The 23,085-nt window shown below is 63.4% G+C and carries 22 protein-coding genes; 8 read left to right on the forward strand and 14 right to left on the reverse strand.

What is annotated here, in order from left to right; genetic code table 11:
* Nucleotides 1–17 precede the first annotated feature (17 nt).
* Nucleotides 18–473: a tRNA adenosine(34) deaminase TadA gene (tadA, locus tag LI72_RS05685; protein WP_033924831.1), complete on the reverse strand. Its 456-nt coding sequence runs from the start codon at nucleotides 471–473 to the stop codon at nucleotides 18–20.
* Nucleotides 474–622: 149 nt separating this feature from the next.
* Between tadA and rpmB the strand changes: the two genes are divergently transcribed.
* A complete protein-coding gene (gene rpmB, locus LI72_RS05690; RefSeq protein ID WP_033924832.1) occupies nucleotides 623–904 on the forward strand; it encodes a 50S ribosomal protein L28 in 282 nt (93 codons plus the stop codon).
* A 62-nt stretch (nucleotides 905–966) separates the two neighbouring features.
* A complete protein-coding gene (locus tag LI72_RS05695) occupies nucleotides 967–1,368 on the forward strand; it encodes a Rid family hydrolase (RefSeq protein WP_197051829.1) in 402 nt (133 codons plus the stop codon).
* On the opposite strand, the gene LI72_RS05700 is transcribed toward LI72_RS05695, so the two are convergent.
* Together LI72_RS05700 and LI72_RS05705 are read right to left on the reverse strand one after the other, a co-directional pair.
* Nucleotides 1,337–2,338: an esterase-like activity of phytase family protein gene (locus LI72_RS05700; RefSeq protein ID WP_052129532.1), complete on the reverse strand. Its 1,002-nt coding sequence runs from the start codon at nucleotides 2,336–2,338 to the stop codon at nucleotides 1,337–1,339. The genes LI72_RS05695 and LI72_RS05700 overlap by 32 nt on opposite strands.
* Nucleotides 2,339–2,390: 52 nt before the next feature.
* Nucleotides 2,391–4,262, reverse strand: a complete 1,872-nt coding sequence (locus tag LI72_RS05705) for an ABC transporter transmembrane domain-containing protein (RefSeq protein WP_197051830.1) — start codon at nucleotides 4,260–4,262, stop codon at nucleotides 2,391–2,393.
* 274 nt (nucleotides 4,263–4,536) lie between these two features.
* Here LI72_RS05705 and LI72_RS05710 point away from each other — a divergent pair, with 274 nt between their 5' ends.
* On the forward strand, nucleotides 4,537–5,757 hold the full coding sequence (locus LI72_RS05710) for a polyhydroxyalkanoate depolymerase (RefSeq protein WP_033924834.1): 1,221 nt from the start codon (nucleotides 4,537–4,539) through the stop codon (nucleotides 5,755–5,757).
* Between the two features lie 81 nt (nucleotides 5,758–5,838).
* Nucleotides 5,839–6,807 (forward strand): N-acetyl-D-Glu racemase DgcA, encoded by a 969-nt coding sequence (gene dgcA / locus LI72_RS05715; protein ID WP_033924835.1) that lies wholly within the window; start codon nucleotides 5,839–5,841, stop codon nucleotides 6,805–6,807.
* Between the two features lie 65 nt (nucleotides 6,808–6,872).
* Here dgcA and LI72_RS05720 read toward each other — a convergent pair whose 3' ends face one another.
* The 6 genes from LI72_RS05720 to LI72_RS05745 all read right to left on the reverse strand — a co-directional run bounded on the left by LI72_RS05720 (nucleotide 6,873) and on the right by LI72_RS05745 (nucleotide 12,147).
* A complete protein-coding gene (locus tag LI72_RS05720) occupies nucleotides 6,873–7,379 on the reverse strand; it encodes a pyridoxamine 5'-phosphate oxidase family protein (protein WP_052129533.1) in 507 nt (168 codons plus the stop codon).
* A 138-nt stretch (nucleotides 7,380–7,517) separates the two neighbouring features.
* Nucleotides 7,518–8,693, reverse strand: coding sequence for an acetyl-CoA C-acyltransferase (locus tag LI72_RS05725; RefSeq protein WP_017671465.1), 1,176 nt, complete (start codon nucleotides 8,691–8,693; stop codon nucleotides 7,518–7,520).
* A gap of 51 nt (nucleotides 8,694–8,744) precedes the next feature.
* A complete protein-coding gene (locus tag LI72_RS05730; RefSeq protein WP_026091542.1) occupies nucleotides 8,745–9,203 on the reverse strand; it encodes a MaoC family dehydratase in 459 nt (152 codons plus the stop codon).
* Nucleotides 9,204–9,386: 183 nt separating this feature from the next.
* On the reverse strand, nucleotides 9,387–10,565 hold the full coding sequence (locus LI72_RS05735; RefSeq protein ID WP_033924836.1) for a mechanosensitive ion channel family protein: 1,179 nt from the start codon (nucleotides 10,563–10,565) through the stop codon (nucleotides 9,387–9,389).
* 27 nt (nucleotides 10,566–10,592) lie between these two features.
* The gene (locus LI72_RS05740) at nucleotides 10,593–11,954 is read right to left on the reverse strand and encodes a putative O-glycosylation ligase, exosortase A system-associated (protein WP_033924837.1); all 1,362 of its coding nucleotides are present in this window, start codon (nucleotides 11,952–11,954) and stop codon (nucleotides 10,593–10,595) included.
* Complete coding sequence (locus LI72_RS05745) at nucleotides 11,947–12,147, reverse strand: hypothetical protein (RefSeq protein ID WP_033924838.1); 201 nt, start codon at nucleotides 12,145–12,147, stop codon at nucleotides 11,947–11,949. The genes LI72_RS05740 and LI72_RS05745 overlap by 8 nt, the downstream gene beginning before the upstream one ends.
* Before the next feature lie 124 nt (nucleotides 12,148–12,271).
* Between LI72_RS05745 and LI72_RS05750 the strand changes: the two genes are divergently transcribed.
* Nucleotides 12,272–13,519 (forward strand): TIGR04063 family PEP-CTERM/XrtA system glycosyltransferase, encoded by a 1,248-nt coding sequence (locus LI72_RS05750; protein WP_033924839.1) that lies wholly within the window; start codon nucleotides 12,272–12,274, stop codon nucleotides 13,517–13,519.
* Between the two features lie 28 nt (nucleotides 13,520–13,547).
* On the forward strand, nucleotides 13,548–14,951 hold the full coding sequence (locus tag LI72_RS05755; protein ID WP_033924840.1) for a hypothetical protein: 1,404 nt from the start codon (nucleotides 13,548–13,550) through the stop codon (nucleotides 14,949–14,951).
* 93 nt (nucleotides 14,952–15,044) lie between these two features.
* Here the strand turns inward: LI72_RS05755 and LI72_RS05760 are convergent, their stop codons facing one another.
* The 4 genes from LI72_RS05760 to LI72_RS05775 all read right to left on the reverse strand — a co-directional run bounded on the left by LI72_RS05760 (nucleotide 15,045) and on the right by LI72_RS05775 (nucleotide 17,756).
* On the reverse strand, nucleotides 15,045–15,488 hold the full coding sequence (locus LI72_RS05760) for an ExbD/TolR family protein (protein WP_033924841.1): 444 nt from the start codon (nucleotides 15,486–15,488) through the stop codon (nucleotides 15,045–15,047).
* Between the two features lie 41 nt (nucleotides 15,489–15,529).
* Nucleotides 15,530–16,063, reverse strand: a complete 534-nt coding sequence (locus tag LI72_RS05765; protein WP_033924842.1) for an ExbD/TolR family protein — start codon at nucleotides 16,061–16,063, stop codon at nucleotides 15,530–15,532.
* 173 nt (nucleotides 16,064–16,236) lie between these two features.
* Nucleotides 16,237–16,986, reverse strand: coding sequence for a MotA/TolQ/ExbB proton channel family protein (locus LI72_RS05770; RefSeq protein ID WP_033925345.1), 750 nt, complete (start codon nucleotides 16,984–16,986; stop codon nucleotides 16,237–16,239).
* 110 nt (nucleotides 16,987–17,096) lie between these two features.
* Entirely contained in the window at nucleotides 17,097–17,756 is a 660-nt protein-coding gene (locus tag LI72_RS05775; RefSeq protein WP_033924843.1) for an energy transducer TonB, read from the reverse strand.
* A 391-nt stretch (nucleotides 17,757–18,147) separates the two neighbouring features.
* Here LI72_RS05775 and LI72_RS05780 point away from each other — a divergent pair, with 391 nt between their 5' ends.
* Nucleotides 18,148–18,909: a hypothetical protein gene (locus LI72_RS05780; protein ID WP_052129534.1), complete on the forward strand. Its 762-nt coding sequence runs from the start codon at nucleotides 18,148–18,150 to the stop codon at nucleotides 18,907–18,909.
* Nucleotides 18,910–18,940: 31 nt separating this feature from the next.
* Here LI72_RS05780 and LI72_RS05785 read toward each other — a convergent pair whose 3' ends face one another.
* Complete coding sequence (locus LI72_RS05785) at nucleotides 18,941–21,007, reverse strand: S9 family peptidase (RefSeq protein WP_033925347.1); 2,067 nt, start codon at nucleotides 21,005–21,007, stop codon at nucleotides 18,941–18,943.
* Nucleotides 21,008–21,234: 227 nt separating this feature from the next.
* Here LI72_RS05785 and LI72_RS05790 point away from each other — a divergent pair, with 227 nt between their 5' ends.
* Nucleotides 21,235–23,019: an aminopeptidase P family protein gene (locus LI72_RS05790; RefSeq protein WP_033925348.1), complete on the forward strand. Its 1,785-nt coding sequence runs from the start codon at nucleotides 21,235–21,237 to the stop codon at nucleotides 23,017–23,019.
* The last annotated feature ends 66 nt before the right edge of the window (nucleotides 23,020–23,085 follow it).

Raw genomic sequence — 23,085 nt, forward strand, 5'->3', positions numbered from 1 at the left:
ACCGGGCGCGCCGACGGTCAGCGACGCTGGGCGAAAAATTCCCTCAACAACGCCGCGGCCTCGTCCTCGCCCACGCCTGCATAGACTTCCGGCTTGTGCAGCACCGTCGGCTGCTGGAACAGCCGCGGTCCATGTTCGACGGCGCCGCCCTTGGGGTCGCTGGCGGCATAATGCAGCCGCGCAATGCGGGCATGCGCAATCGCCCCAGCACACATCGCACATGGCTCCAGCGTCACCCACAGCTCGCACCCGATCAACCGGTCGGTGCCGAGCGCAGCGCAGGCCGAGCGGATGGCCATGATCTCGGCATGGGCCGTGGGGTCGTGCAGCGCGCGCGGCTGGTTATGCCCCGTCCCGATCACGCGCCCCTGGTGGACGACGATCGCCCCCACCGGCACCTCGCCCAATTGCGCTGCCTGTCGGGCAAGATCGAGCGCCTGAGCGGCGAAATGGCGGGCATGATCGAGCGTCATGCCCCCTCGCCTAACCAGATTGCGCTTGCCCTGCCAGCCATTTCAGGCGAAAGCGGGGCACACGGAACAGCAGGCGGTTGACTTCAGCGCACTCAGACGCTAACCGCGCCGTTCTTCATCGCAAACCTATTGCATCAGGATTCTTTATCATGTCGCGTATCTGCGAACTGACCGGCAAGGGCCGGATGGTCGGCCACAATGTGTCCCACGCCAACAACAAGACCAAGCGCGTCTTTCTGCCCAACCTGCAGAACGTCACGCTGATGAGCGAAAAGCTCGATCGCAGCTTCAAGCTTCGCGTTTCGACCGCTGGCCTGCGCTCGGTCGAACATGTCGGCGGCCTCGACAACTGGCTGCTCAAGACCAGCGAAGAAAAGCTGTCGGCCCGCGCTGCCAAGATCAAGCGCGAACTGCACAAGACTGCTGCCTGATCATGCCCTTCCAGCGCACCTTGCTTCTGGCAAGTGCGCTGGCAGTTGCTTCCCAGCCTACAGTGGCGGGAACGCGCGCATCGGCGCAAATTCTCTATTCGGATGATCCGCACGAGCGCGCTTTCCAGCAAAGCGCGGGCTTCAGCGATGCCGTCATCCTGGCCGATGGCACCATCTATCTTTCGGGAATCGTCGTCGGCCCCGAGGCCGACACGGCCGCCTATGAACGCGCCTATCGCCGCATCGGCGCCATTCTGACGCGCGCCGGCGCCAGCTGGGACGATGTCGTCGACATCACCAGCTTCCACACTGAGATCGAACCGCAGGTGGCGGTGATGTCCGAGGTGCAGAAGCAGTTTCTGACCGCGCCCTACCCTGCATGGACCGCGGTCCAGGTCAGCCGCCTCTATCTCGAAGCGGCCAGGACCGAAATCAAGGTTGTCGCGAAGCGGCCCGCTGGTTGAGCACAAACTTGAGCAGCAATGTGCGCTGGACGTTCAGGTAATTGTCGTCCGAAATCACCCAGACTATCGTCCGTCCTCGCTCGGAATCGATGGCGATGCCCTCCATGTTGTCAGTTGGAAACGGCGGTTTCAGCGTGGCGATGATGCGCGGGCGCACCAGAGCCCGAGGCCGCACCGATCCGGCTGCGATGATGCCGATCTTGGCGCTGACGCCTTCGACGAAGTTGAACCGCCGGTGCAGCGCCAGCAGCCGCCCATCGGGCAATGCGGCGACATCGGTAATCCGGTAGCCCTGGGGCGGCTGATAGGCAAAGGCCTCGGCCCTGGCATCCCGCTGAACAGGATCGTCCTTGTAGATCAGCCCGATGGTCACCCCGCGCCGCACCGAGCGCGACTCCGAAAAAACGACGAAACTGCCGTCTGAACGACGGACCAGCGCCTCTGCCCCGCCGTTCTTGGGCCAGCCCTGCATTGCTGCGGGCTTGCCCGTCGCCTCGGCGCGCGCAAAGCCTGGCGAATAGCGGCGGATGCGGTGGCGCTGTTCGAACCCGATCCAGTAGCGGCCCGAGACCGGATCGTGGGTCAGGCTTTCGGAATCCTGATCGTTCTTGGTGCTGCGCTCGCCCTTGCGCACGGGCAGTGGCGCGATAAAGCTGTCGGCAGCCAGCCCCATGCCGGTGACCGTGAGGCCTGCAAGGATCGCAGCATCGCTCAGCGCCAGCAGACGCCCCTGCCCCACGGCATGCAGAGCGGAAAATCCGCCAAAGTCGCTGTTGTCGCTGTCGAGCTCCCACCCGCCGATCAGCACCAGTTCGCCGTCACCGATGGCATGCGGCAGCCGGGGCAGGTCGAGCGGACGCCTGAGCGTGATCTGCTGACTGGTGTTGGCGGGGATCTGCGAATCCGCCACGAACGCGCCGGTCCCCAGGAAGAACAGCAGCGACAGCAGCGCAAGCGCCCGCGTCAGCATGGCATCTGCCTCGAACGGGCCATCCGACCACGCAATGCCCTGCCCATGCGCCTTACTCGGCGGCCAGCGGGCCTTCGGTGAACTGCAGGCTGGAAAGGCGTGCATACAGGCCGTTGCGGCCTGCCAGCTGGTCGTGCGTGCCTTCCTCGACGATCGCTCCGTCGCTCATCACCACAATCCTGTCTGCCGAGCGGATCGTCGCCAGCCGGTGCGCGATCACCAATGTCGTCCGCCCCTGCATCAGCCGCTCCAGCGCGGTCTGCACCAGCTTTTCACTTTCGGCGTCGAGTGCCGAGGTCGCCTCGTCAAGCAGCAGGATCGGCGCGTTGCGCAGCAGCGCGCGCGCGATCGAGATGCGCTGACGCTGGCCTCCCGAAAGCCGTGCCCCGCCTTCACCCAGATAGGTGTCCAGACCTTCGGGCAGCTTGCGCAGGAACTCGGCCGCATTGGCGGCCTGCGCTGCCTCCCAGATGTCGTCGTCGCTTGCGGCCCAGTTGCCATAGCGAAGGTTGTCGCGCGCGCTGGACGCGAACAGCACGCTGTCCTGCGGCACGAACGCCATGCGGTGGCGGATTTCCTTGGGATCGGCGGACGACAACGCCACGCCATCGATCCGCACCGATCCCGCCTGCGGGTCGTAGAAGCGCTGGGCGAGCTGGAACAGCGTCGATTTGCCCGCGCCCGAAGGCCCGACGATCGCGACGGTTTCGCCGGGCGAGACCTGAAGCGAGAAATCCTTGAGCGCCAGCGTGTCAGGCCGTGTCGGATAGGCAAAGCTGACGTTCTGGAAGCTGATCTGGCCGCGCGGGGGCACCGGCAGCACGATCGGATTGGCAGGCGCCTTGATTTCCGGCTGCTCGTTGAGCAGCTCGTTGAGCCGCCCGGCTGCCCCGCCTGCGCGCAGCAGGTCGCCATAGACTTCGGTCAGCGCGCCGAAGGCTCCGGCAACCAGTCCGCCGGTGAGCACGAACGCGGCAATGTCGCCGCCCGACAGCCGGCCCTCGATGACATCAACCGCACCCTGCCACATGATCATGGTGATCGCGCCGAAAATCAGGGTGATGACCACCGCGGTCAAGCTGGCGCGCAGGGTGATGCGCCGCCGTGCGGTGGCGAAGGTCGATTCGACCGCCGCGCCGAAACGCGCGGCCTCGCGGTCTTCCTGTCCGAAGGCCTGGACGATCTTCATCGCGGCGAGCACTTCGGTCGTCGTCGCGCCGACATTGGCGACGCGATCCTGGCTGGAGCGCGCCACTTTCTCGAGCTTGCGCCCGATGAACACGATGGGGAGCACGATCACCGGGATGCCAAGCAGCAGCATGCCGGTCAGCTTGGGCGCGAGCGAGAACAGATAGGCGATGCCGCCGATGCCGACGACGATGTTGCGCAGCGCCACCGATACCGTGGTGCCCACGACCTGTTCGACGATCGCGGTGTCCGATGTCATGCGCGAGGCGATTTCGGACGGCCGGTTGGTCTCGAAGAAGCTGGGCGCGAGACGCAGCAGGTTGCGCTGCACGGTCAGCCGGATATCGGCGACCACCCGCTCGCCCAGCCATGAGACGAAATAGAAGCGCAGCGCGGTCGAAATGCCCAGCACCACGGTGATCATGAACAGATAGCGGAACCAGCGGCCAATATCCTCGGTGCTGCCGCCGGAATCAAAGCCCCGGTCGATCACCAGCTTGAACCCGGCGGGGATCGCGAGCGTGGCGCCGGCGGCCACGATCAGCGCCAGCAGCGCAAAGGTCATCTGCCGCGGATAGGCCGAAGCGAACCGCATGATCATTGCCAGATTGCCAAGCTGGCGCGGATTGCCCCGCTTGCCCTTGCCGGTTGCAGCCGCATCGGCTTCAGGCGCGATCACGCCTGCAGGATCGTTCGCTGCCTCTGGGCCCGCTGCTGAAAATTGTGTGTCCGCCATGCCTGTGCGCCTAGCAGGCCTACCGGCTCCACTCAACGCTTTTGGGGGCTATGGCCGCCTGCATGCACGGCTGCAATGCAAGCTGAGTTTACATCTGCCTAACGGCCTGTAACCGATGAATTAACCCGGGTGTGAGACCGTTTCATCAGGCAACCATCCAGGCGAAGGCCGCGTTAATCGCTTGTATTTTTGTTGGTGCAGCGCAACATTGGCCGCCGAGAGGCTGCCGGACAGAGCCGCACCAAGCGGACACGGCGGTTTGCAGGGGAATTACATGCTTTACCACGCTTATGAACTACAACGCTCGTTCCTTTCGAGCGCCAGCGCCATTGCGACCATGGGCGCCAACATGCTCAACAGCCCGCTCAACCCCATGACCTATTTCGGCGGCGAGCCGATCATGGCCTCGGCTCTGGAAGTGTTCGCGCACGCCTCGGCACCGCGAGGCAAGCCCGCTTTTGGCATCGAGACGGTCGAGATCGACGGTGCGCCACGTGCGGTGCAGGAAGATGTCGTGCTCGAACGGCCGTTCGGCGACCTGCTGCGCTTTCGGCACGAAAAACTGGCCAAGGATGCGCCGCGCCTGCTGATCGTCGCGCCGATGTCGGGCCATTATGCCACCCTGCTGCGCGGCACCGTGGCGCGAATGATCCCGGGGCACGAGGTCTATATCACCGATTGGGCCGATGCGCGCGATGTGCCGCTGAAGGAAGGCCGGTTCGATCTCGACGACTATATCGACTATCTGGTCGGCTTCCTTGAGCATATTGGCCCGGGCGCGCACATGCTGGCGGTATGCCAGCCGTCGGTGCCGTGCTTTGCCGCCGCCGCCTTGATGTCTGCCGACAAGCATCCGTGCCGCCCGAAGACGCTGACGATGATGGGCGGACCGATCGACACGCGCGAGGCCCCGACTGCGGTCAACACCATGGCAACGAAGCGCCCGCTGGCGTGGTTCGAGCACAATGTCATCGCCAAGGTGCCGTTCCAGTACAAAGGATCGGGCCGCAAGGTGTACCCTGGCTTCATGCAGCTCACCGGGTTCATGTCGATGAACCTGGGCAACCACATGATGAGCCACTGGGAGATGTTCAAGCATCTGGTAAATGGCGACGGCGAGAGCGCCGATTCGACCAAGGATTTCTACGACGAATATCGTTCGGTCTGCGACATGACCGCGGAATTCTATCTGCAGACGGTCGAGAACGTGTTCCAGACGCACAGCTTGCCCAAGGGCGAGTTCATGCATCGCGGCAAGCGAATCGATCCGTGCGCGATCACCGATATTGCGCTGCTGGCGATCGAGGGCGAACGCGACGACATCAGCGGCCTGGGACAGACCCGCGCTGCTCTGACGCTCACGCCCAAGCTGCCCAAGACCCGGAAAAAGTATCTGATGGCCGAAAGCGTCGGCCATTACGGCATTTTCAACGGCAGCAAATGGCGCGAGCGGATCGCACCCGTCGTCGAGGACTGGATTCTCGCACACAACTGACCGCAGCGACTGGTCGCACAGCAGGGCGAGAGGCGGCCTTTGGTCTTGCCGCCTCCGCTCGTGCCTCGTATCGACGCGCGCATGATCACTCTCAAGACCGTGCGCGTCGAGCGCTTTGCCGTGGATGGCAGCTTCATCATCTCTCGCGGCGCGAAGACCGAGGTTGACGTCGTCTATTGCGAGGTGACGGACGGCACCCATGTCGGACGCGGCGAAGGCACCCCGATCTATTACGAGGGCGAAACCGCCGAATTGTGCGCAGAAGCGATCGAGATGCGCGCCAAGCAGAACCGTCCGCTGACTCGTGAGGACCTGCTCAAGACCATGATGGAGGGCGCAGCGCGCAATGCGCTCGACGCGGCTTTGTGGGATCTGGAGGTGCAGGCCAGCGGAAAGCCGCTCTGGCAGCTGGCAAACCTGCCCGAACCCAGGCCTTTGGTGACGGCCTATACGATTTCGCTCAACGATCCCGAGACCATGAAGGCCGATGCGCGCAAGGCCGCCGCCAAGGGGTATCCACTGCTCAAGCTCAAACTGAATGGGGAGGATGACCTGCTGCGTGTGGCTGCGGTCCGCATCGGCGCTCCTGATGCGCGGCTGATCATCGATGCCAATGAAGCCTGGGAAGACATTGACCTGGTCGAGATGACCAGTGCGCTGAAGAAGCTGGGCGTCGAACTGATCGAACAGCCGGTGGAAGCCGGTTTCGAGGACGATCTGGAAGGCGTTCGCAGCGCACTTCCGTTCTGCGCCGATGAAAGCTGCCATGTCGCAGAGGACATCGAACGGGTGGCGGGAATGTTCCAGGCGGTGAACATCAAGCTAGACAAGGCTGGCGGCCTGACCGAGGCGTTGCGCCTGAGCGAAGCCGCCAAGGCGCGCGGACTGAAGACGATGGTCGGCTGCATGCTCTCGACGAGCCTGGGCATTCACCCGGCGTTCCATCTGGCGCAGACCGCCGATTGGGTCGATCTGGACGGACCGGCGCTGCTTCAGGCCGATCGCGCAGGCGGGTTCCGCTTCGACGGGGGCCGCATCAGCCTCCCCTGAGGGCACCAAACGACGTCCGCCGCCTGCCCGGACGCATAGGGCAGACGGCGGCGACGTTCAGGCGGTCAGAGCGCGGTTTCGACGTGCTTGCCTTCGAGATCCTTGGCCGACATCGTGCCGCCGAACATCATCTTCAGCTTGCCCATCAGGGTCATGTCTGCCTGCCAGATCTCGATGCTGCTGGGATCGAAGCGGAGCATCACCAGATCGGGATCGGACTTGCCCTGTTCGTACCAGGCCTCGACCGCGTTCGACCAGAACTTGTCGATGATCGCCGGGTTGTTGTCGATCGTGAGCATGCCCGCGATGCAGGCGAACAGCTTGTGACCTTCGCCGACATATTGCGCCATCGCGTCATTGGTCGACGTCAGTCCCTCGACCAGACGGCTGGAGCGCGAGCCGTAGAACCAGATCGGTCCGTGGCGACCATCGAACTGCGCCGTCATCGGCTGGCTGTGCGCCACCTGTGCGGGCAGCCCCAGCATCAGGAACGGGCTGCTTTCCAGCGCGCTCCAGAACGCATCCAGCGCTTCGTGGGTATCCGAGGTCGATTGGGGGGTATTGGGCGTCATAACGTGGCTCCTGTATCACTCAGACAGGTTACGTCAGACCGCCGGGCGCGTTCCCTGCCGCGCATCTGCAAAAGCACAAACAAAAACCCGCCCCGGCACGCAAGCCAGGGCGGGCTGTTGTCAGCCTCATCGGCCAGATCAGAAGACTTCGAACAGGCCTGCTGCGCCCATGCCGCCGCCGACGCACATCGTCACGACGACATATTTCGCGCCGCGACGCTTGCCTTCGATCAGCGCGTGGCCGGTGCAGCGTGCGCCGGTCATGCCATAGGGATGGCCGATCGAGATCGAGCCGCCATTGACGTTGAGCAGCTCGTCAGGGATGCCCAGCACGTCCTGGCAATAGAGAACCTGCACGGCAAATGCCTCGTTCAGCTCCCACAGACCGATATCGTCCATCTTCAGGCCGAAGCGCTTGAGCAGCTGCGGCACCGCGAACACCGGGCCGATGCCCATTTCGTCAGGCTCGGTGCCAGCGGCGGCCATGCCGACATAGCGGCCCAGCGGCTGCAGGCCCTTCTGCTCGGCAAGCTTGGCTTCCATCAGCACCACCGACGAGGCGCCATCGGACAGCTGGCTGGCGTTGCCTGCGGTGATGTTCATGCCCGGGCCCATCACCGGCTGCAGACCCTTCAGGCCTTCCAGCGTGGTGTCGGCGCGGTTGCCCTCGTCCTTGGTCACTTCGACGTCGGTCATCGTGACTTCGCCGGTTTCCTTGTTCTTGAACGCCATCTTCGCCTTCACGGGGATGATTTCGTCGTCGAACTTGCCGGCTGCCTGGGCCGCTGCAGTGCGCATCTGCGAGCGATAGGCATATTCGTCCTGGCGATCGCGGCTGATGTTGTAGCGCTTGGCGACGGTTTCGGCGGTCTGCAGCATCGGCATGTACACATCGTTGTGCATTGCCAGCAGTTCCGGATCGGGCGCGACGCGCATTTCGGGGGTCTGCACCATCGAGATCGACTCGACGCCGCCGGCCACGACGATGTCCATGCGATCAACGATGATCTGCTTGGCAGCGGTCGCGATCGACATCACGCCCGACGAGCACTGACGATCGATCGACATGCCTGCCACGGTGACGGGCAGGCCGGCACGCAGCGCGGCGGTGCGGCCGATGGTGTGCTGGACACCCTGCTGGAGCGCAGCGCCCATGACGACATCATCAACCTGACCGCCTTCGATGCCGGCACGCTCGACAGCGGCACGGATCGAATGGGCAGCCAGCGTCGGCGACGGGGTGGCGTTGAAGCCGCCGCGATAGGCCTTGCCGATCGGGGTACGGGCGGTGGAAACAATTACTGCATCACGCATGGGAATTCTCCTCGATATGCCTGCGGACGTTCGTCCGCAGGCCGGTCTGGGTCACACGAAAAACTGGCTGATCCATTCTGCCATCACGGCAGGCTTGTCTTCGCCTTCGATCTCGACGCTGAACTCGAGCGTCTGCTGCCACTGGCCGGGACGCTTTTCTTCGAGTTCGAGCAGCTTGAAATGGCCGCGCACCTTCTTGCCCGAGCGGACGGGCGCCAGAAAGCGGACCTTGTTGCCACCATAATTGACGCCCATCTTGACGCCCTCGACGCGCGGGCAATCGGACTTCGCCATCAGCACGGGGAACAGCGACAGGGTCAGAAAGCCATGCGCAATGGTGCCGCCGAACGGCGTCATCTTGGCCATTTCCTCGTTCACATGAATGAACTGGTGGTCGCCGGTGGCGTCGGCAAACTTGTTGATCATCTCCTGATCCACCAGCAGCCATTCCGACGTGCCCAGGGTCTGGCCGACCATGTCCTTCATTTCCTGCGGGGAAATTGCGCTCATTCTCGCTCTCCTGTCGATACTGCGGCGGTGATATTGTCATCGTGTCGCCGCTTGGAATGCGCGTCTTTTGGCGCTTTTCCGCCAGTGACACAAGGCCGGAGTGCACGCCGCTACGGCATGCGCGCCGTGTGGCGCAGTTTACGCAAACGGAAAGGCCGCAGCGCGCCCCGACTCGCGCCGCGTTCAACCCTTCTCGTGTACCGTCACGGGAAATCCGCCCTCGGGATAGGGCATGATCATCGTGCCATCCGGAGCAGACGTGAAGGTCGTCTGGGTGGGATAGGCAAATTCCAGCTTCTCGGAATTGAACCGCTCCAGGATGGCAAGGCCAATCCGGTGGCGCGCTTCGAACACCACCTCGAAATCGCTGCTCATGACATCGAAATCGAGCTCGAAATCGATCGAGCTAGCGCCAAAGCCGACGAAGCCCGACCGGACGAAAACCGCCCCTGCCCCTTCGACGATCTCGCGCAACATCGAAGGCACCAGCCGCGCGCGATCGGGCGCGGTCTGGTAGATGAGGCCGATCATATAGCGCGTCCGGCGGCGATTGAGCCGGGTGTAGTTGATGATCTGCTTGCCCAGCAGATTGGTGTTCGAGATGATGATTTCCTCGCCGGTCACCGATCGCAGCCGCGCGCTCTTCAGGCCGATCTTCTCGACCGTGGCGGTGGTGGTATCGAAGCCGATCGTCTCGCCCCGCTTGAACGGCTTGTCGAAGATGATCGACAGCGCGGCGAACAGATCCGAAAAGATGCCCTGCGCAGCGAGACCGATCGCGATGCCGCCGATCCCCAGACCCGCAATCAGGCCGGTGACGTTGACGCCCAGATTGTCGAGAACCATGATCGAGGCGATGGCAAACAGCACCACGGTGACCAGCAGCCGGATCAGCGACATCGCGTTGGCCAATGTCTCGCTTCCCGCATCGTCGCTGCCCGAAGCTCGCCGTTCGATCACTCCCAGAATGATCTCGCGCAGCCAGATGGCGACCTGGAACACCGATGCAACGGTGAACAGGAACGTCACCACCTGGACGATGCCCAGCGGTGCTTCGGAAAAGCCCACGACCAGCCTGAGCGAGACCATGATCAGGAAATACTGCTTGGTCTTGGACAAGGTGCGCCCGATGATAGCGGCCAGAGACAGCCGGTCGGGCTGGCGGTCCGCGTAAATGCGCGCGCGGCGCTGCAGATACGCCAGCGCAAAATAGATCGCCGTGCCCACGCCCACCGCGATCGCGATTTCCACCGCATGGTCGCTGATCCAGTCCCACAGGCCGTTCAGCCTTTGAGCGAGATTTTCAGCGGTGATGGGTTCGGGCAGGACGGGTGCGTCCTTGGCGGGGGCTTTGGTCGTCATCCCCGGCAATTAGGCAGGCTTGGGCGCTCATGCAACCCGCGGCGCGGCCTTGGTGCGAACGAGCGGACGAAAGGCCGCTTCCTTGCGGCGACGCGCGAGATAGGTATCCAGCCCGATCTGCATCGCGATCAGCATGTAGATAAAGGGCTGGAAAGCGATGCCGACAAAGGCCGATCCGACCATGAAGATGATCTGCCCGTTCTGCAGCGCCAGCGCCAGCGGTACCACCCAGCGTTCATCCTCGCGGTCGCGCTTGCGATGGATGCGCTGGATCACCTCCATCCGGACGATGCCGCCCAGATGAATGATCAGCCATAGCGCCAGGCCCAGAAAGCCCTGCTCACCCAGCATCTCGAAATAGCTCGAGTGATAGGCGCGGCCCTTGTCGACGATCTCGTTCTTCTCGATCTGCGTGTTGGGGCCATCGCCCGTCGCTGACACGGTATCGAATTTCACCTTGTTCTGCAGATAGGCCTCGAACCCGCCGCCGCCCGGGTTCTGCTGCACATATTTCCACGTCCAGGCCCAGACTGCGACGCGGGTCGAGGCGGACTGGTCCGCCTTGTACTCGCCGATCGTGGCCATACGGTTGGTGTAGCTTGATGGCAGGAACGGCACGGCGGCCACGGCCAGCGCCGCCGCCAATCCGGCATAGAGGAAGCGATAGCGCACGAAGCGCAGCATCAGCACCGCCAGCACGCCGATACACACCAGGCCGGTCCGCGCCTGCGTTCCGATCGGGATCAGCAGGCAGGCAAAGACCAGGGCGTAGGCAAAGGTCTTCACCCGCCAGTCGGGCGGGAAGATCGTGCCGTAATTGGCCAGCCACAGGATCAGCGGGATGATGCAGATCGCGACGGTGGAAATGATCGACCCTTCGTACAGGCCGCTATTGTCCGAGATCAGCAGCTGCATCACACCATAGCCGCCGCCCCCAGAGGCCAGCGTCTTGATTCCGCCGGTGATGATGATCGAGCTTGCGCACAGCACCATCATCAGCCCCAGAGCCTCGATGCGCAACTTGGTGCGCAGCGTCAGCGGCAGGAACATCGCGAAGATCAGCGCCTTCCACACCCATTCCCACTTTCCCTGGGCATCGATCGGAAAATCGGCCGTTCGGGTCGTATAGGCGCACCAGGCGAAGAGCAGCAGCATCACCCCCTGACGAAAGGAGACCCGCATGTCCTTCTTGTCGTCAGCGATCAGCCAGCCAAGAAACGCCAGGCCGAATACGATCAGCGAGATCGGAACCGCGTTCAGCATCCAGTAGGACAGCCGCTGCGGCGCAACGATATCGATATAGGCATACGCCAGCACGAAGATGAAGGGGCGTTTGAAGCCGAGCGCCAGGAACGCCATCAGGAAGCCGACAAAGGCAAGGTCACGCATCGCGCTGTCCCCCCTGCCCCGCGTTGCGGTGGTCGACCGCGCCTCCGCTCTTCACCTTGGGCTGGAAGAAGCCGGAGCCGACTTCATCCTTGGCCGGGGGGTCCTCGTGGTCGAGATCGGCACGCCAGACGAGCCGCCACACCGCCAGCGCGATGAGCAGGTGCGAGATCGCAATGGCAAAATTATCGACCATGAACCTGCGGCCTTGCTCTGCTGACCCGATCACCCGACTATGCACGGGGCGGCTTGATCCCTAAAGCCATAATCGCAATGGGTTGACGCGGCGTTAATCCTTTTGCTGCATAGGGTTGCCAGCCATGACCCGGATCCTGCACGTCCTCGACCACAGCCTGCCGCTGCACAGCGGCTATGCATTCCGCACGCGTGCCATCCTGACGGCGCAGCAGCGTGCGGGGCTGGATGTCCGCGCGGTCACCAGCATCCGCCATCAGGCCTCGTTGCCACACGGCGCACAGGTGGATCCGGTCGAGGTTCATGACGGCCTGACCTTTCACCGCACCATGGAAACCGTGTCCGGCCCACCGGGCCTTCGCGAATGGCGCGATATCGCCGCACTCGCGCGTGCGACCGAGGCGACTGCGGCGCTGTGGAAGCCTGATATCCTGCATGCGCATTCGCCCTGTCTCGATGGCCTCGCCGCACTGCGCGTCGGCCGCAAGCTGGGCCTACCGGTGCTCTACGAAATTCGCGCCTTCTGGGAAGATGCTGCCGTCGGCAACGGCACGGGCAGCGAGGGATCGGCCAAATACTGGTTGACGCGGCAGATGGAAAACCGCGCGGTCGCCGGAGCAGACGCCGTCGCGGTGATCTGCGAAGGCCTGCGCCAGGACCTGATCGGACGCGGGTTTTCGGGCGACAAGATCATGGTCTCGCCCAATGGCGTCGACATGGAAATGTTCGGCACGCCCGTCCCGGCTGACCCCGAACGCGCTCGCGCATTGGGCCTCGAGGGCAAGACGGTCATCGGTTTTATCGGCAGCTTCTACCCTTACGAGGGGCTCGACGACCTGATCGCCGCGATGCCGATGCTGCTGGCGCGCAACCCCGATATCCGCCTGCTCCTCGTGGGTGGCGGACCGGCGGAAGATGCCCTTCGGGCGCAGGCCGAAAACTCGCCTGCGGCAGATGCCATCCGTTTCGTCGGGCGCGTGCCGCATCATGAAGTCGAGCATTATTACAGCCTGATCGACATCCTCGCCTATCCGCGCAAGGCCATGCGTCTGACAGAAACGGTCACGCCGCTCAAGCCGCTTGAAGCCATGGCGCAGGGCCGACTGGTCGCCGCCTCCAATGTCGGCGGTCACCGCGAGCTGATCACCGACGGTGTCACGGGCACGCTGTTCGCCCCCGACGATCCTGCGGCGATGGCCGAAGCGCTCGCCGCGCTTGCCGCCGCACGGGATGGCTGGGACGAACGCCGGGCTGCCGCCCGCGCCTTCGTTGCCGAGGAACGCAACTGGGCGCGGAATGTTCAACGTTATCAACCCGTTTACCAACGCATGCTAGACATGCGCAATGGGAGCCGCGTTTCCAGCGCGGCTTGAGTGACGAACAACCGGGGTTTTGCACCGCATGGCGCCAACGCAGGAAGATGAAGGGACGATCGCCAGCGAGACCGGTGTCTTGTCGCGCCATCCGACCGCGTTCGCGATCGGCGGCGGGCTGGCCGCTGCGTTCGGCAGCAGCTTCATCCCGATGACGGCGATCGAAGGCTTCGTCACCGCTTATGGCATTGCCGAGCTGCTGCCCGCGGCCGCGCCACCGCTGGGTGATACGGCCCGGCTGGCCCTGAGCGCCGGGATTGGAACATTGACCGCAGGAGCGCTGCTGGCGCTGCTGCCGCGTGCGGAGACCGAAGATATGGGTTTTGAAGCAACCGTCAAAAAGGCCGGCAGCGCCGACCCGGACGCGGTCACCACCGATACCGCCACCGCCAAGGGCGGCAAGCTGGCCGGCTGGCTGCGGACACTGCGCTTCGGTAAGTCCGAACCTGCGCCGGGCACCATTACCGACTTCGCCGATCTCAACCGGCTGCGCATCCGCAATGGAGACCAGCACCCCGACGCTCCGGTGCGGGCGCCAATCCTGGCGAGCAGCGATCTGATCGAGCCGCAGGCGCCGGCACTGCCGATTGTCGCCGAAGCTAACGTTGCCGCGCCGTTCGAACTGGGCGAGGAGCTGGCATTCGAAGCCCCAGCGATGGACAGCGCCGCGATCGACACGGGCGTTGAGCCTGTGGTCCCTGCCCCCTCGGTCCGCTTCGCTCCGCCGACCCTTGCGGCGCACGAAGTCGATGACGAGCCAGCATTCTCTCCTTCGCCGCCGGTCGATGTATGGGCGGAGACCGACCCAGACGATCGCGCAGAAGACCCCGTTGTCAAGGATGTCGAAGCTCTTGAAACCAGCGATGCTGCTCCAATGGCGGTTGCGCCGTTTGCGGCGGTTTCGGACGAACTTGAATCGCTGTCGGTTGCAGCGCTGATCGAGCGCCTCGAAGCAGGGCTTGTACGCCGCCGTCAGGCCGGACAGGACGCGATGGTCAGTGCGTCGCCGCTCCCCGAGGCCACCGCACGGCTGTTCTCGCTCGCCAAGCCGCCAAGCCTTGCAGGCGACATCAGCGTGGAGGAACAGCCTGCCGCTGCCGACGTGCGTCCGCTGCGTTTCCGGCTCGACCCGTCTGGCCCCGAGCAGGTCGACGCGGTGTTCGACGATCTGACCGAGCTCGATGCGGCAGATCAGACCGCACGGTCCGAGGATCTCTGGACCAGCGCCGTGGAATATCAGCCCCCGAGCATCAGCGGCATCGCGCCGCATGAGCAGCTGACGAGCGATCCTGTTGCCGAGACTGAGGCCGATGCAGCGCCGGAAGACACGCCCGCCGCCCCGGCGCAGCCGATCGACGACGATATGGATGCCGCATTGCGCGATGCGCTGGCCACCCTGCGCCAGCTGTCTGACCGGCAACGCAACAGCTGATCGCGTCATAGCTTACCGTCATGCCCACAAAAAAGGGGCGGCGTATTGCTACGCCGCCCCTTTTTTGTTTCAGGCCGATGACAGCCGGATCGTTCAGCTGCCCGGGGGCTTCTCGAACGCGCCGTACTGTTCGTTACCCACGAAGCCCAGCTTGGACACGCCGCTGCGCTTGATGACCGCGAGAACTTCGTCGGTGATCTGGTAGCGCGAACGGGCATCCGGCTGGAACTGCAGTTCGGGCTCCGGATCCATGTTGCGGGTCTGCGCCAGAATGCCTGCCAGCTGAGCCTGCGACACGGGGGTGCCGTTCCACGCGAGCGTGTCGTTGGTGTCGATGGTCAGCTTGTTCTTGACCGGCTCGATCAACACTTCAGGTGGGGTCGGGCTATCGACCGGCAGGTCGATCTTGACCGCATGGGTCTGGACCGGGATGGTGATGATGAACATGATGAGGAGCACGAGCATGACGTCGATCAACGGCGTCGTGTTCATCTCCATCATCGGCTCGCCATCGTCCTTGCCGCCACTCATTGCCATATCAAGCTACTCCAATTTCTGTTTGCGGCTGCAACGCGCGCTTAACCTGCTTCAACCAGCGCGATGGGCGAGGAAATAAAGCCCACCTTGGCGAAACCGGCACGCTGCACGGTAAAGATCGCGCCGCCAATGCACCGATAGGGTGCGTTCACATCGCCGCGGATATGCACTTCGGGAAGATCTTCTTCCTCCAGGTTTTCCACGCCGCCTGCGGTCTCGATAATCGATTCCAGACGCTTGACGGCCAGATCCTGCAGCTCGGCGGTGTCGACCGGGGTCACATTGACATAGACCCGGCATTCACCATTGGGGCTGGCACCTGCAAAGCCTTCGTCGCCCGGGCTGAGACCGTTGACGTCAGTTGCCGATACCGAAAGCAGGATGTTTTCGTTCTTGGTCTCTGTCGGTTCGAACTCGACCACGGGAATTTCCAGATCGTCGACCGTCTGAATCACAACCGGGATCGCGATCAGGAAGATGATCAGAAGCACCAGCATCACGTCCACCAGGGGCGTGGTGTTGATGTCGGACATCGGCTTCTCTTCGCCGCCGCCGCCTCCAACGCTCATTGCCATCGCAATAAATCCTATTCTGTCTTGCCACTTGCCGCAATCGACTGTGGCGGTGTCACTGGATGTTCGGCCAGGGCCGGATCAGTCCAGTGTATCCAAAGCAGCGGCGAAGACTGTCTGCCTTGCCGGTTCGGCGGAATGCGGGGACGAGCCCTGCATTCCGCCCGATTGCCGGATTACTTCTTGATCGGTGCAGCAGCGGCCGGCTTGGCAGCGACGGGAGCCGCAGCCTTGGTTGCCGGAACGACAGCGCCGTTCGATGCCATGTAGCCCAGAACGTCGGTCGAGAACGCGCTCAGCTGAGCAGCGATCAGCTTGTTGCGGGCCTGCAGCCAGTTGTAGGCGAGCACGGCCGGAACAGCCACGCCCAGACCGAGGGCGGTCATGATCAGAGCTTCACCCACCGGGCCAGCAACCTGGTCGATCGATGCCTGACCGGCGATGCCGATCTTGATCAGTGCGCGGTAGATACCGATAACGGTACCGAACAGACCGATGAACGGCGAGGTTGCACCCACGGTTGCCAGGAACGGCAGACCGCCAGCCAGCTTCGCGTTGATCGCGGCTTCCGAACGGTTCAGCGAACCGTGCAGCCAGTCATGGGCTTCGACCGGATCGGTCAGCTTGGCATGCTCTTCCTGAGCCTTGATGCCGTCGTCGACGATCTGACGATAGGCCGAGTTCTTGTCGAGCTTTGCGGCGCCTTCCTTGATGCCGCCAGCGCGCCAGAACGTGTCACGAACCTTCTGGCCCTGCGACAGAACCTTCTGCTGTTCGAACAGCTTGGTGAACAGGATGAAGAACGAACCGAACGACATGATACCCAGGATGGCAACGGTTGCGTATGCAATAACGCCGCCCTGCTCGAGTGCTTCCATGAAACCGAAAGCGTTTTTCGGCGCCTCGGCTCCAGCCGCAGCAAGCATTTCAATCAACATCAAAACTTCCTCTCAGAAAATATATAGAGCGCCGTCATAAAAACCGGTGCGTCTAAAACCAAAACCCAATCCGCCGCAGCGGCATCCAGTCCAAAAGATTACTTCGGAATTTCCCAGCGAACCGCGTTCGAATAGCTATCCGCGATGGGATTGCCAGCCGAGTCCAGAGCAGGCTTGAAGCGCGCCCTGCGGGTCACATTCTTGCAGGTCGCCTCGTCGAGGTCGGCATGGCCGCTCGATCCGGTGATCTGACAGTCGGTGACACGGCCATCAGGACCGATGCTCACACGAAACCGGGTGGTGCCAGCGCGCTCTTCACGAAGCGCACGCGCCGGGTAATCATTTGGCGTAGCCCAGCTGCCCGGGTTGCCACGCGGCGACGCACCTGATGCCTTGGAAGGCGGGGGCGGCGCAGCAGGCGCCGGAGGCGGTGCCACGATCGGCGTCGGCGTAAAGACCGGCGGCGGTGTGTTGGTGGTGGTTATGACCGGGGCCGTGGTAGGCGGCGTCCGGACGATCGGCGGCGGCGTTACCACCGGCGGCGGCGTAATCGGCTGGTCCGGCGGAGGTGGCGGCGGCTCTTCCGGCTCGATCACCTCTTCTTCAACCTCAACAACGTTGAGCTTTTCCGCGACCTGTTTAACCGCGCTATATGCAAGTCCTGTTACCAGGGCATAGATTACCACAATGTGGATCAATGCCACGACAACGAGGGAAACTACCTTGTTTCCGCTTGCCTGTTGATCAGCATAGGCCATTCAGAAACGACGCTCCTTACCCTTATTGAAACCGGCCATCCGGGTAGCGCCAACATGAAAATCAGCGACACCTGGACAAACCAGCCGATGACCGCGGCTGGCGCTGGAAACACACGAATTGCGGAATGCAACCTATCCGATTGCCCCGCTCCCCTGATGCGTTCCAGCCTCTGGTTTGTTTTTCTCTTGCCCGAAAGGGGATTTAACGCGCAACTTATCAGCAGGCAATCGCTTAAATGGATTCAGTTTGAATTAACCTTTGAGCCCCGAGAGCCACCCTCCCGGACCCTGAAAATGAGGAGACTCGCCGATGCCGCACGCCCTGAAAACCCTGGCCTCGATCACCGCGCTAAGCATCGCAATTCCAAGCGGTTTACCGATCGTATACCGCGTGAATGCGCAGGTTTCGGGTGAAACCGCATCGGTGGGATATGTGGCCCTGGCACGCCTCGCGGACGCCTCTCCGCAGGTGCTTCGGGTGCAGGTGAAAAAGACCACCTTGATCGAGGCAGAACGCGCTCCGGACGTCCCGGCAACGATGGCGCGGCTGTTCGTCGAGGCGCAGGTATTGAATCTCATTCGCGGGAAGGCCGGGGTTTCCGAATCGATTCGCTATCTGGTCGATGTTCCGCGTGACGCGCGGGGCAAGGTGCCCAAGCTGAAGAAGCAGCAATTCCTGCTGTTCGCCCGTCCCGGAACGCGCCCGGGCGAGGTGCAACTGGTGTCCAAGGATGCACAGATCCCGTGGACTGCTGCAAATGAGGCGCAGGTGCGCACCATCGTGACCGACCTGGTCACCCCCGGCGCTCCACCTGCCATTCGCGGCATCCGCGAGGCTCTGCATGTGCGTGGCAATCTGCAGGGCGAAGGCGAGACCCAGATCTTTCTGGCCACTGCCAATGGCGACCCGGTGTCGATCACGGTGCTGCGCCGCCCCGGCCTTGCTGCGCGCTGGGCCGTCTCGCTGACCGAGATCGTCGATGAGGCGGCTGCACCGCCGCGCAAGGGCACCTTGCTGTGGTACCGCCTCGCCTGTTCGCTGCCGGCGCAGATCCCAGCGCGGGCGCTGGTGTCGGATACGCCTGCCGACAACGATCTGGCGCGGCGCGACTATAACTTCGTGCTCGAACAGCTGGGACCGTGCCGGGGCTAGGTCCCCTGCCCGGCCCCGGATCGGGCTGCGCTCATTCCCCGGCCATGCCCATCTGCCAGAGCAGGAAGGCAAATTCCTCTGCCGTTTCCTTGAGGGAATCGAAGCGACCGGATTTGCCGCCATGGCCCGCGCCCATGTTGGTCTTGAGCAGCAGCACATTGTCGTCGGTCTTGGTGACGCGCAGCTTGGCGACCCATTTGGCCGGCTCCCAATAGGTCACGCGCGGATCGTTGAGCCCGGCGGTCACCATGATCGGCGGATAGGCCTGGGCCCGCACATTGTCATAGGGGCTGTATGAACGCATCAGATCGAACGCGGCCTTGTCGGTGATCGGGTTGCCCCATTCGGGCCATTCGCCCGGGGTCAGCGGCAGCGTCTCGTCGAGCATCGTGTTGAGCACATCGACGAACGGAACGTGCGCGACGATGGCGCCCCACAGATCGGGATCGGAATTGACGATCGCCCCCATCAGCTCGCCCCCTGCCGAGCCGCCGCTGGCCGTCACCCTGCCCTTGGACGTGTAGCCGCGCTCGATCAGACCCCTGGCGACATCGACAAAGTCGTTGAAGGTGTTGGTCCGCTTGGTCAGCTTGCCGTCGAGATACCATTGACGGCCAAGATCGTCGCCGCCGCGGATGTGCGCGATGGCATAGGCAAAACCGCGATCGACAAGGCTCAGTCGCGTGACCGAGAAGCTCGGCGGCACCGCATAGCCATAGGCGCCATAAGCATAGAGGTGCAGCGGCGCGCTGCCATCCTGCTGGAAGCCCTTGCGGGTAATCACCGACACGGGGATCTGCGTGCCGTCGCGCGATGCGATCATCACCCGCTGCGTCTCATAGTCCGCCGCATTATAGCCCGACGGCACTTCCTGCACCTTCAGCACCGTGAGTTCGCGGGTGGCGACGTCGTAATCGTAGACAGTGTCAGGCGTGACCATCGATTCATAGGCCAGCCGCAGCACCTTCATGTCCCATTCGGGATTGTCGCCCAGCGAAGCCGAATAGCTCGCCTCGGGGAAGGTGATCGGCGCGACCTGGGATGGATCCGCATAATCGCGGATCTCGATCTGATCGAGCCCGTTGCGTCGCCCTTCGATGACGTAGAAGTCCTTGAAGGCGTTCATGTCGGTCATGTAGAATTCGTCCGACCCGGCAATCAGCGTCGTCCATTCGCCGGGCGCCTCGATCGGCGCGGTGGCGAGGCGGAAGTTGATGTGATCGTCGTTGGTGTGGATGAACAGCGTGCCGTCGCGCTCCTCGACATCATATTCGCGGCCTTTCTTGCGCGGGCTCACCAGGATCGGTTCGGCGAGCGGATTGTCCGCCGGCAGCAGGCGGATCTCGCTGGTCTCGTTGTCACCGGTGGCGATGACGATATACTTCTCGTTCGAGGTCATCCCCACATCGACGCGGAAGCCTTCGTCCTCCTCCTTGTAGAGCAGAACATCCTCGCCAAGCGGCTTGCCGAGCGTGTGCAGCCGCGCATTGTCGGTGCGCCAGTTCTCGTTCGCCAGGCCATAGATCAGCGCGCTGGAATCGGCCGTCCAGATCAGGCTGGAGAGCGTGCCGGGGATGACATCGGGCAACAGAGCTCCGCTGGTCAGGTCCTTGAACCGCGCCTCGAAGCGTTCCGAGCCGTTATCGTCGACCGAATAGGCGAGCAGGCGTCCATCAGGGCTGACCGAAAAGCTGCCGAGGCGGAAGTATTCCTTGTCCTTCGCCAGCTCGGTCTCGTCGAGCAGCAGCTCGCTGTCGCCGCCGGCCACGGGCTTGCGATACCATTTCTTGTATTGCGCACCGCGCTCGTACTCGACCCAGTAGAGCCAGTTGCCATCCTTCTGCGGGACCGAGGAATCGTCCTCCTTGATCCGTCCCTTCATCTCTTCGAACAGGGTCTGCGCGAGCGCTTCGTGCGGCTGCATCGCGGCTTCGAACCAGCGGTTCTCCGCTTCGAGATAGGCCAGCACATCGGCGTCATCGACCTTGGGATAGCCCTGGTCCCTGAGCCAATGCCAGGGATCGTCGATGGTCACGCCATGGCGTTCGAAGCTGTACGGCCGCTGCTCGGCGATGGGCGGCTTGGCGGATTGCGACATGGAGGCTCTTTCGTTGGCGAGGGCGGGAGACGTCAGCGTCAGCGCCGCCCCGATGGCGGCGTTGACGATGGCAGGTGGCACTGGCAGGCGGATCGACATCGAAAGGTCCTCTCGCGCCATCTGCTGACAAAGCGCACCGATACCGGCGCCGGACTGGCGCGCGGCTTTGATAATCTCTATCTTGCCGACCAAACGCTTTTGCAAGGAGTTGATACCGCCCCATGTTGATGTCCACCCATGAAGCCCGCCTCGCCGCGCTGCGCGATGTCCTGAAGCGTCAGGGATTGGGCGGCTTTGTCGTGCCGATCTGCGACGAGCACATGAGCGAATATATCGGATCCTATGCGCAGCGGCTGGAATGGCTGACCGGATTTGGCGGATCGGCAGGCACCGCGGTGGTGCTGGCAGACAAGGCGGCGATCTTCGTCGACGGGCGCTATACCATCCAGGTGCGCGACCAGGTCGACGGCCGATTGTTCGAATATGTCGGCACGGCGCAGCAGTCGGTGGCCGACTGGCTGGGCGAGAACGCACCCGAAGGTACCACTATCGGCTATGATGCGTGGCTGCACACGCGCGATTGGGTGAAGCAGGCGTCGGCCAGCCTTGCACGGCGCGGTGCCGCGCTGAAGGCGTTGGACAGCAATCCGATCGATGCGGTCTGGCACGATCAGCCGGCGCGACCCGATGCGGTTATGAAGTCGCACCCGATCGCTTATGCAGGCCGCGAATCTGCCGACAAGCGCGCCGACATCGCCCGGTGGCTGGAAGACCAACAGCTGGATGCCGCGGTCATCACCGCGCTGGATTCGGTCGCGTGGGTGTTCAATGTCCGCGGCGGTGACGTGACGCACACCCCGGTGACGCTGTCTTATGGGGTCGTCCATCAGGACGGCAGCGCTGATCTGTACGTCGCGCCCGAAAAGGTCACCGACGAGCTGCGCAGCCATCTGGGCAACCAGGTCGCGCTGCACGGCTATGACAGCTTTTCCGAAGGCCTTGATGCGCTGGCCGGCAAGGCCGTGGCGGTCGATCCCGAACGCGCGGTTGCCGCCATTTTCTCGCGGCTTGAGGCGGCCGGTGCCAGGATCGTCGCACGGCGCGACCCCAGCGTGCTGCCGCGCGCGATGAAGAATGCGACCGAGATCGCCGGACATCACGCTGCCCAGGCGCGCGACGTTGCGGCAGTCAGCCGTTTCCTGCACTGGCTGTCTATCGCTGGCCCCGCCGGTGGCGAGACCGAGCTTTCGGCCGCGGCCAAGCTGCTCGAGTTCCGCGAGGCGACCGGCAAGCTGGTCGACACCTCGTTCGACACCATCTCGGGCGCGTCCTCCAACGGCGCGATCTGTCACTACCGGGTGAGCGAAGAGACGAACCTGCCGATCGTGATGGACAGCCTGTATCTGGTCGATTCCGGTGGCCAATATCTCGACGGCACCACCGACATCACCCGCACCATCGCCATCGGCACCCCGACAGCGGAGATGAAGCGTCGTTTCACCCAGGTGCTCAAGGGCCATATCGCGCTGGCCACCATCCGCTTCCCCAAGGGCACCACCGGCGGCCAGCTCGATGTTCTGGCGCGGCAGTTCCTGTGGGCGGACGGCGTCGACTACGCGCACGGGACCGGCCATGGCGTCGGCAGCTTCCTGGCGGTGCACGAAGGCCCGCAGCGCATTGCCGCCTTCGGCGGTCAGGGTGAGCCGCTGCGCCCGGGCATGATCTGCTCGAACGAGCCCGGCTATTACAAGGCGGGCGAATTCGGAATCCGGATCGAAAACCTCGTGCTGGTGACGCCGATGGAAATCGCCGGGGCCGAACACGAGGTGCTGGGCTTCGAAACGCTGACCTTTGCTCCCATCGACCGCAATTGCATCGACACCACGCTGCTGAGCCGCGCAGAAACGGATTGGCTCGATGCCTATCACGCCCGGGTCCGGGAGATCGTGGCCCCGCAGCTCGAGGGAGAGGCCCTCGCTTGGCTGGAGGCGGCTTGCGCGCCCATCGGCTGATCGAACCAGTTCGATGGGCACGCACCGGTTGACGTAAGCGGAATGCTGCGACGCACAATTGCCTGA

Origin of the sequence: Sphingomonas sp. 35-24ZXX (genome assembly GCF_000786215.1) — a bacterium.
Lineage (GTDB): Bacteria > Pseudomonadota > Alphaproteobacteria > Sphingomonadales > Sphingomonadaceae > Blastomonas.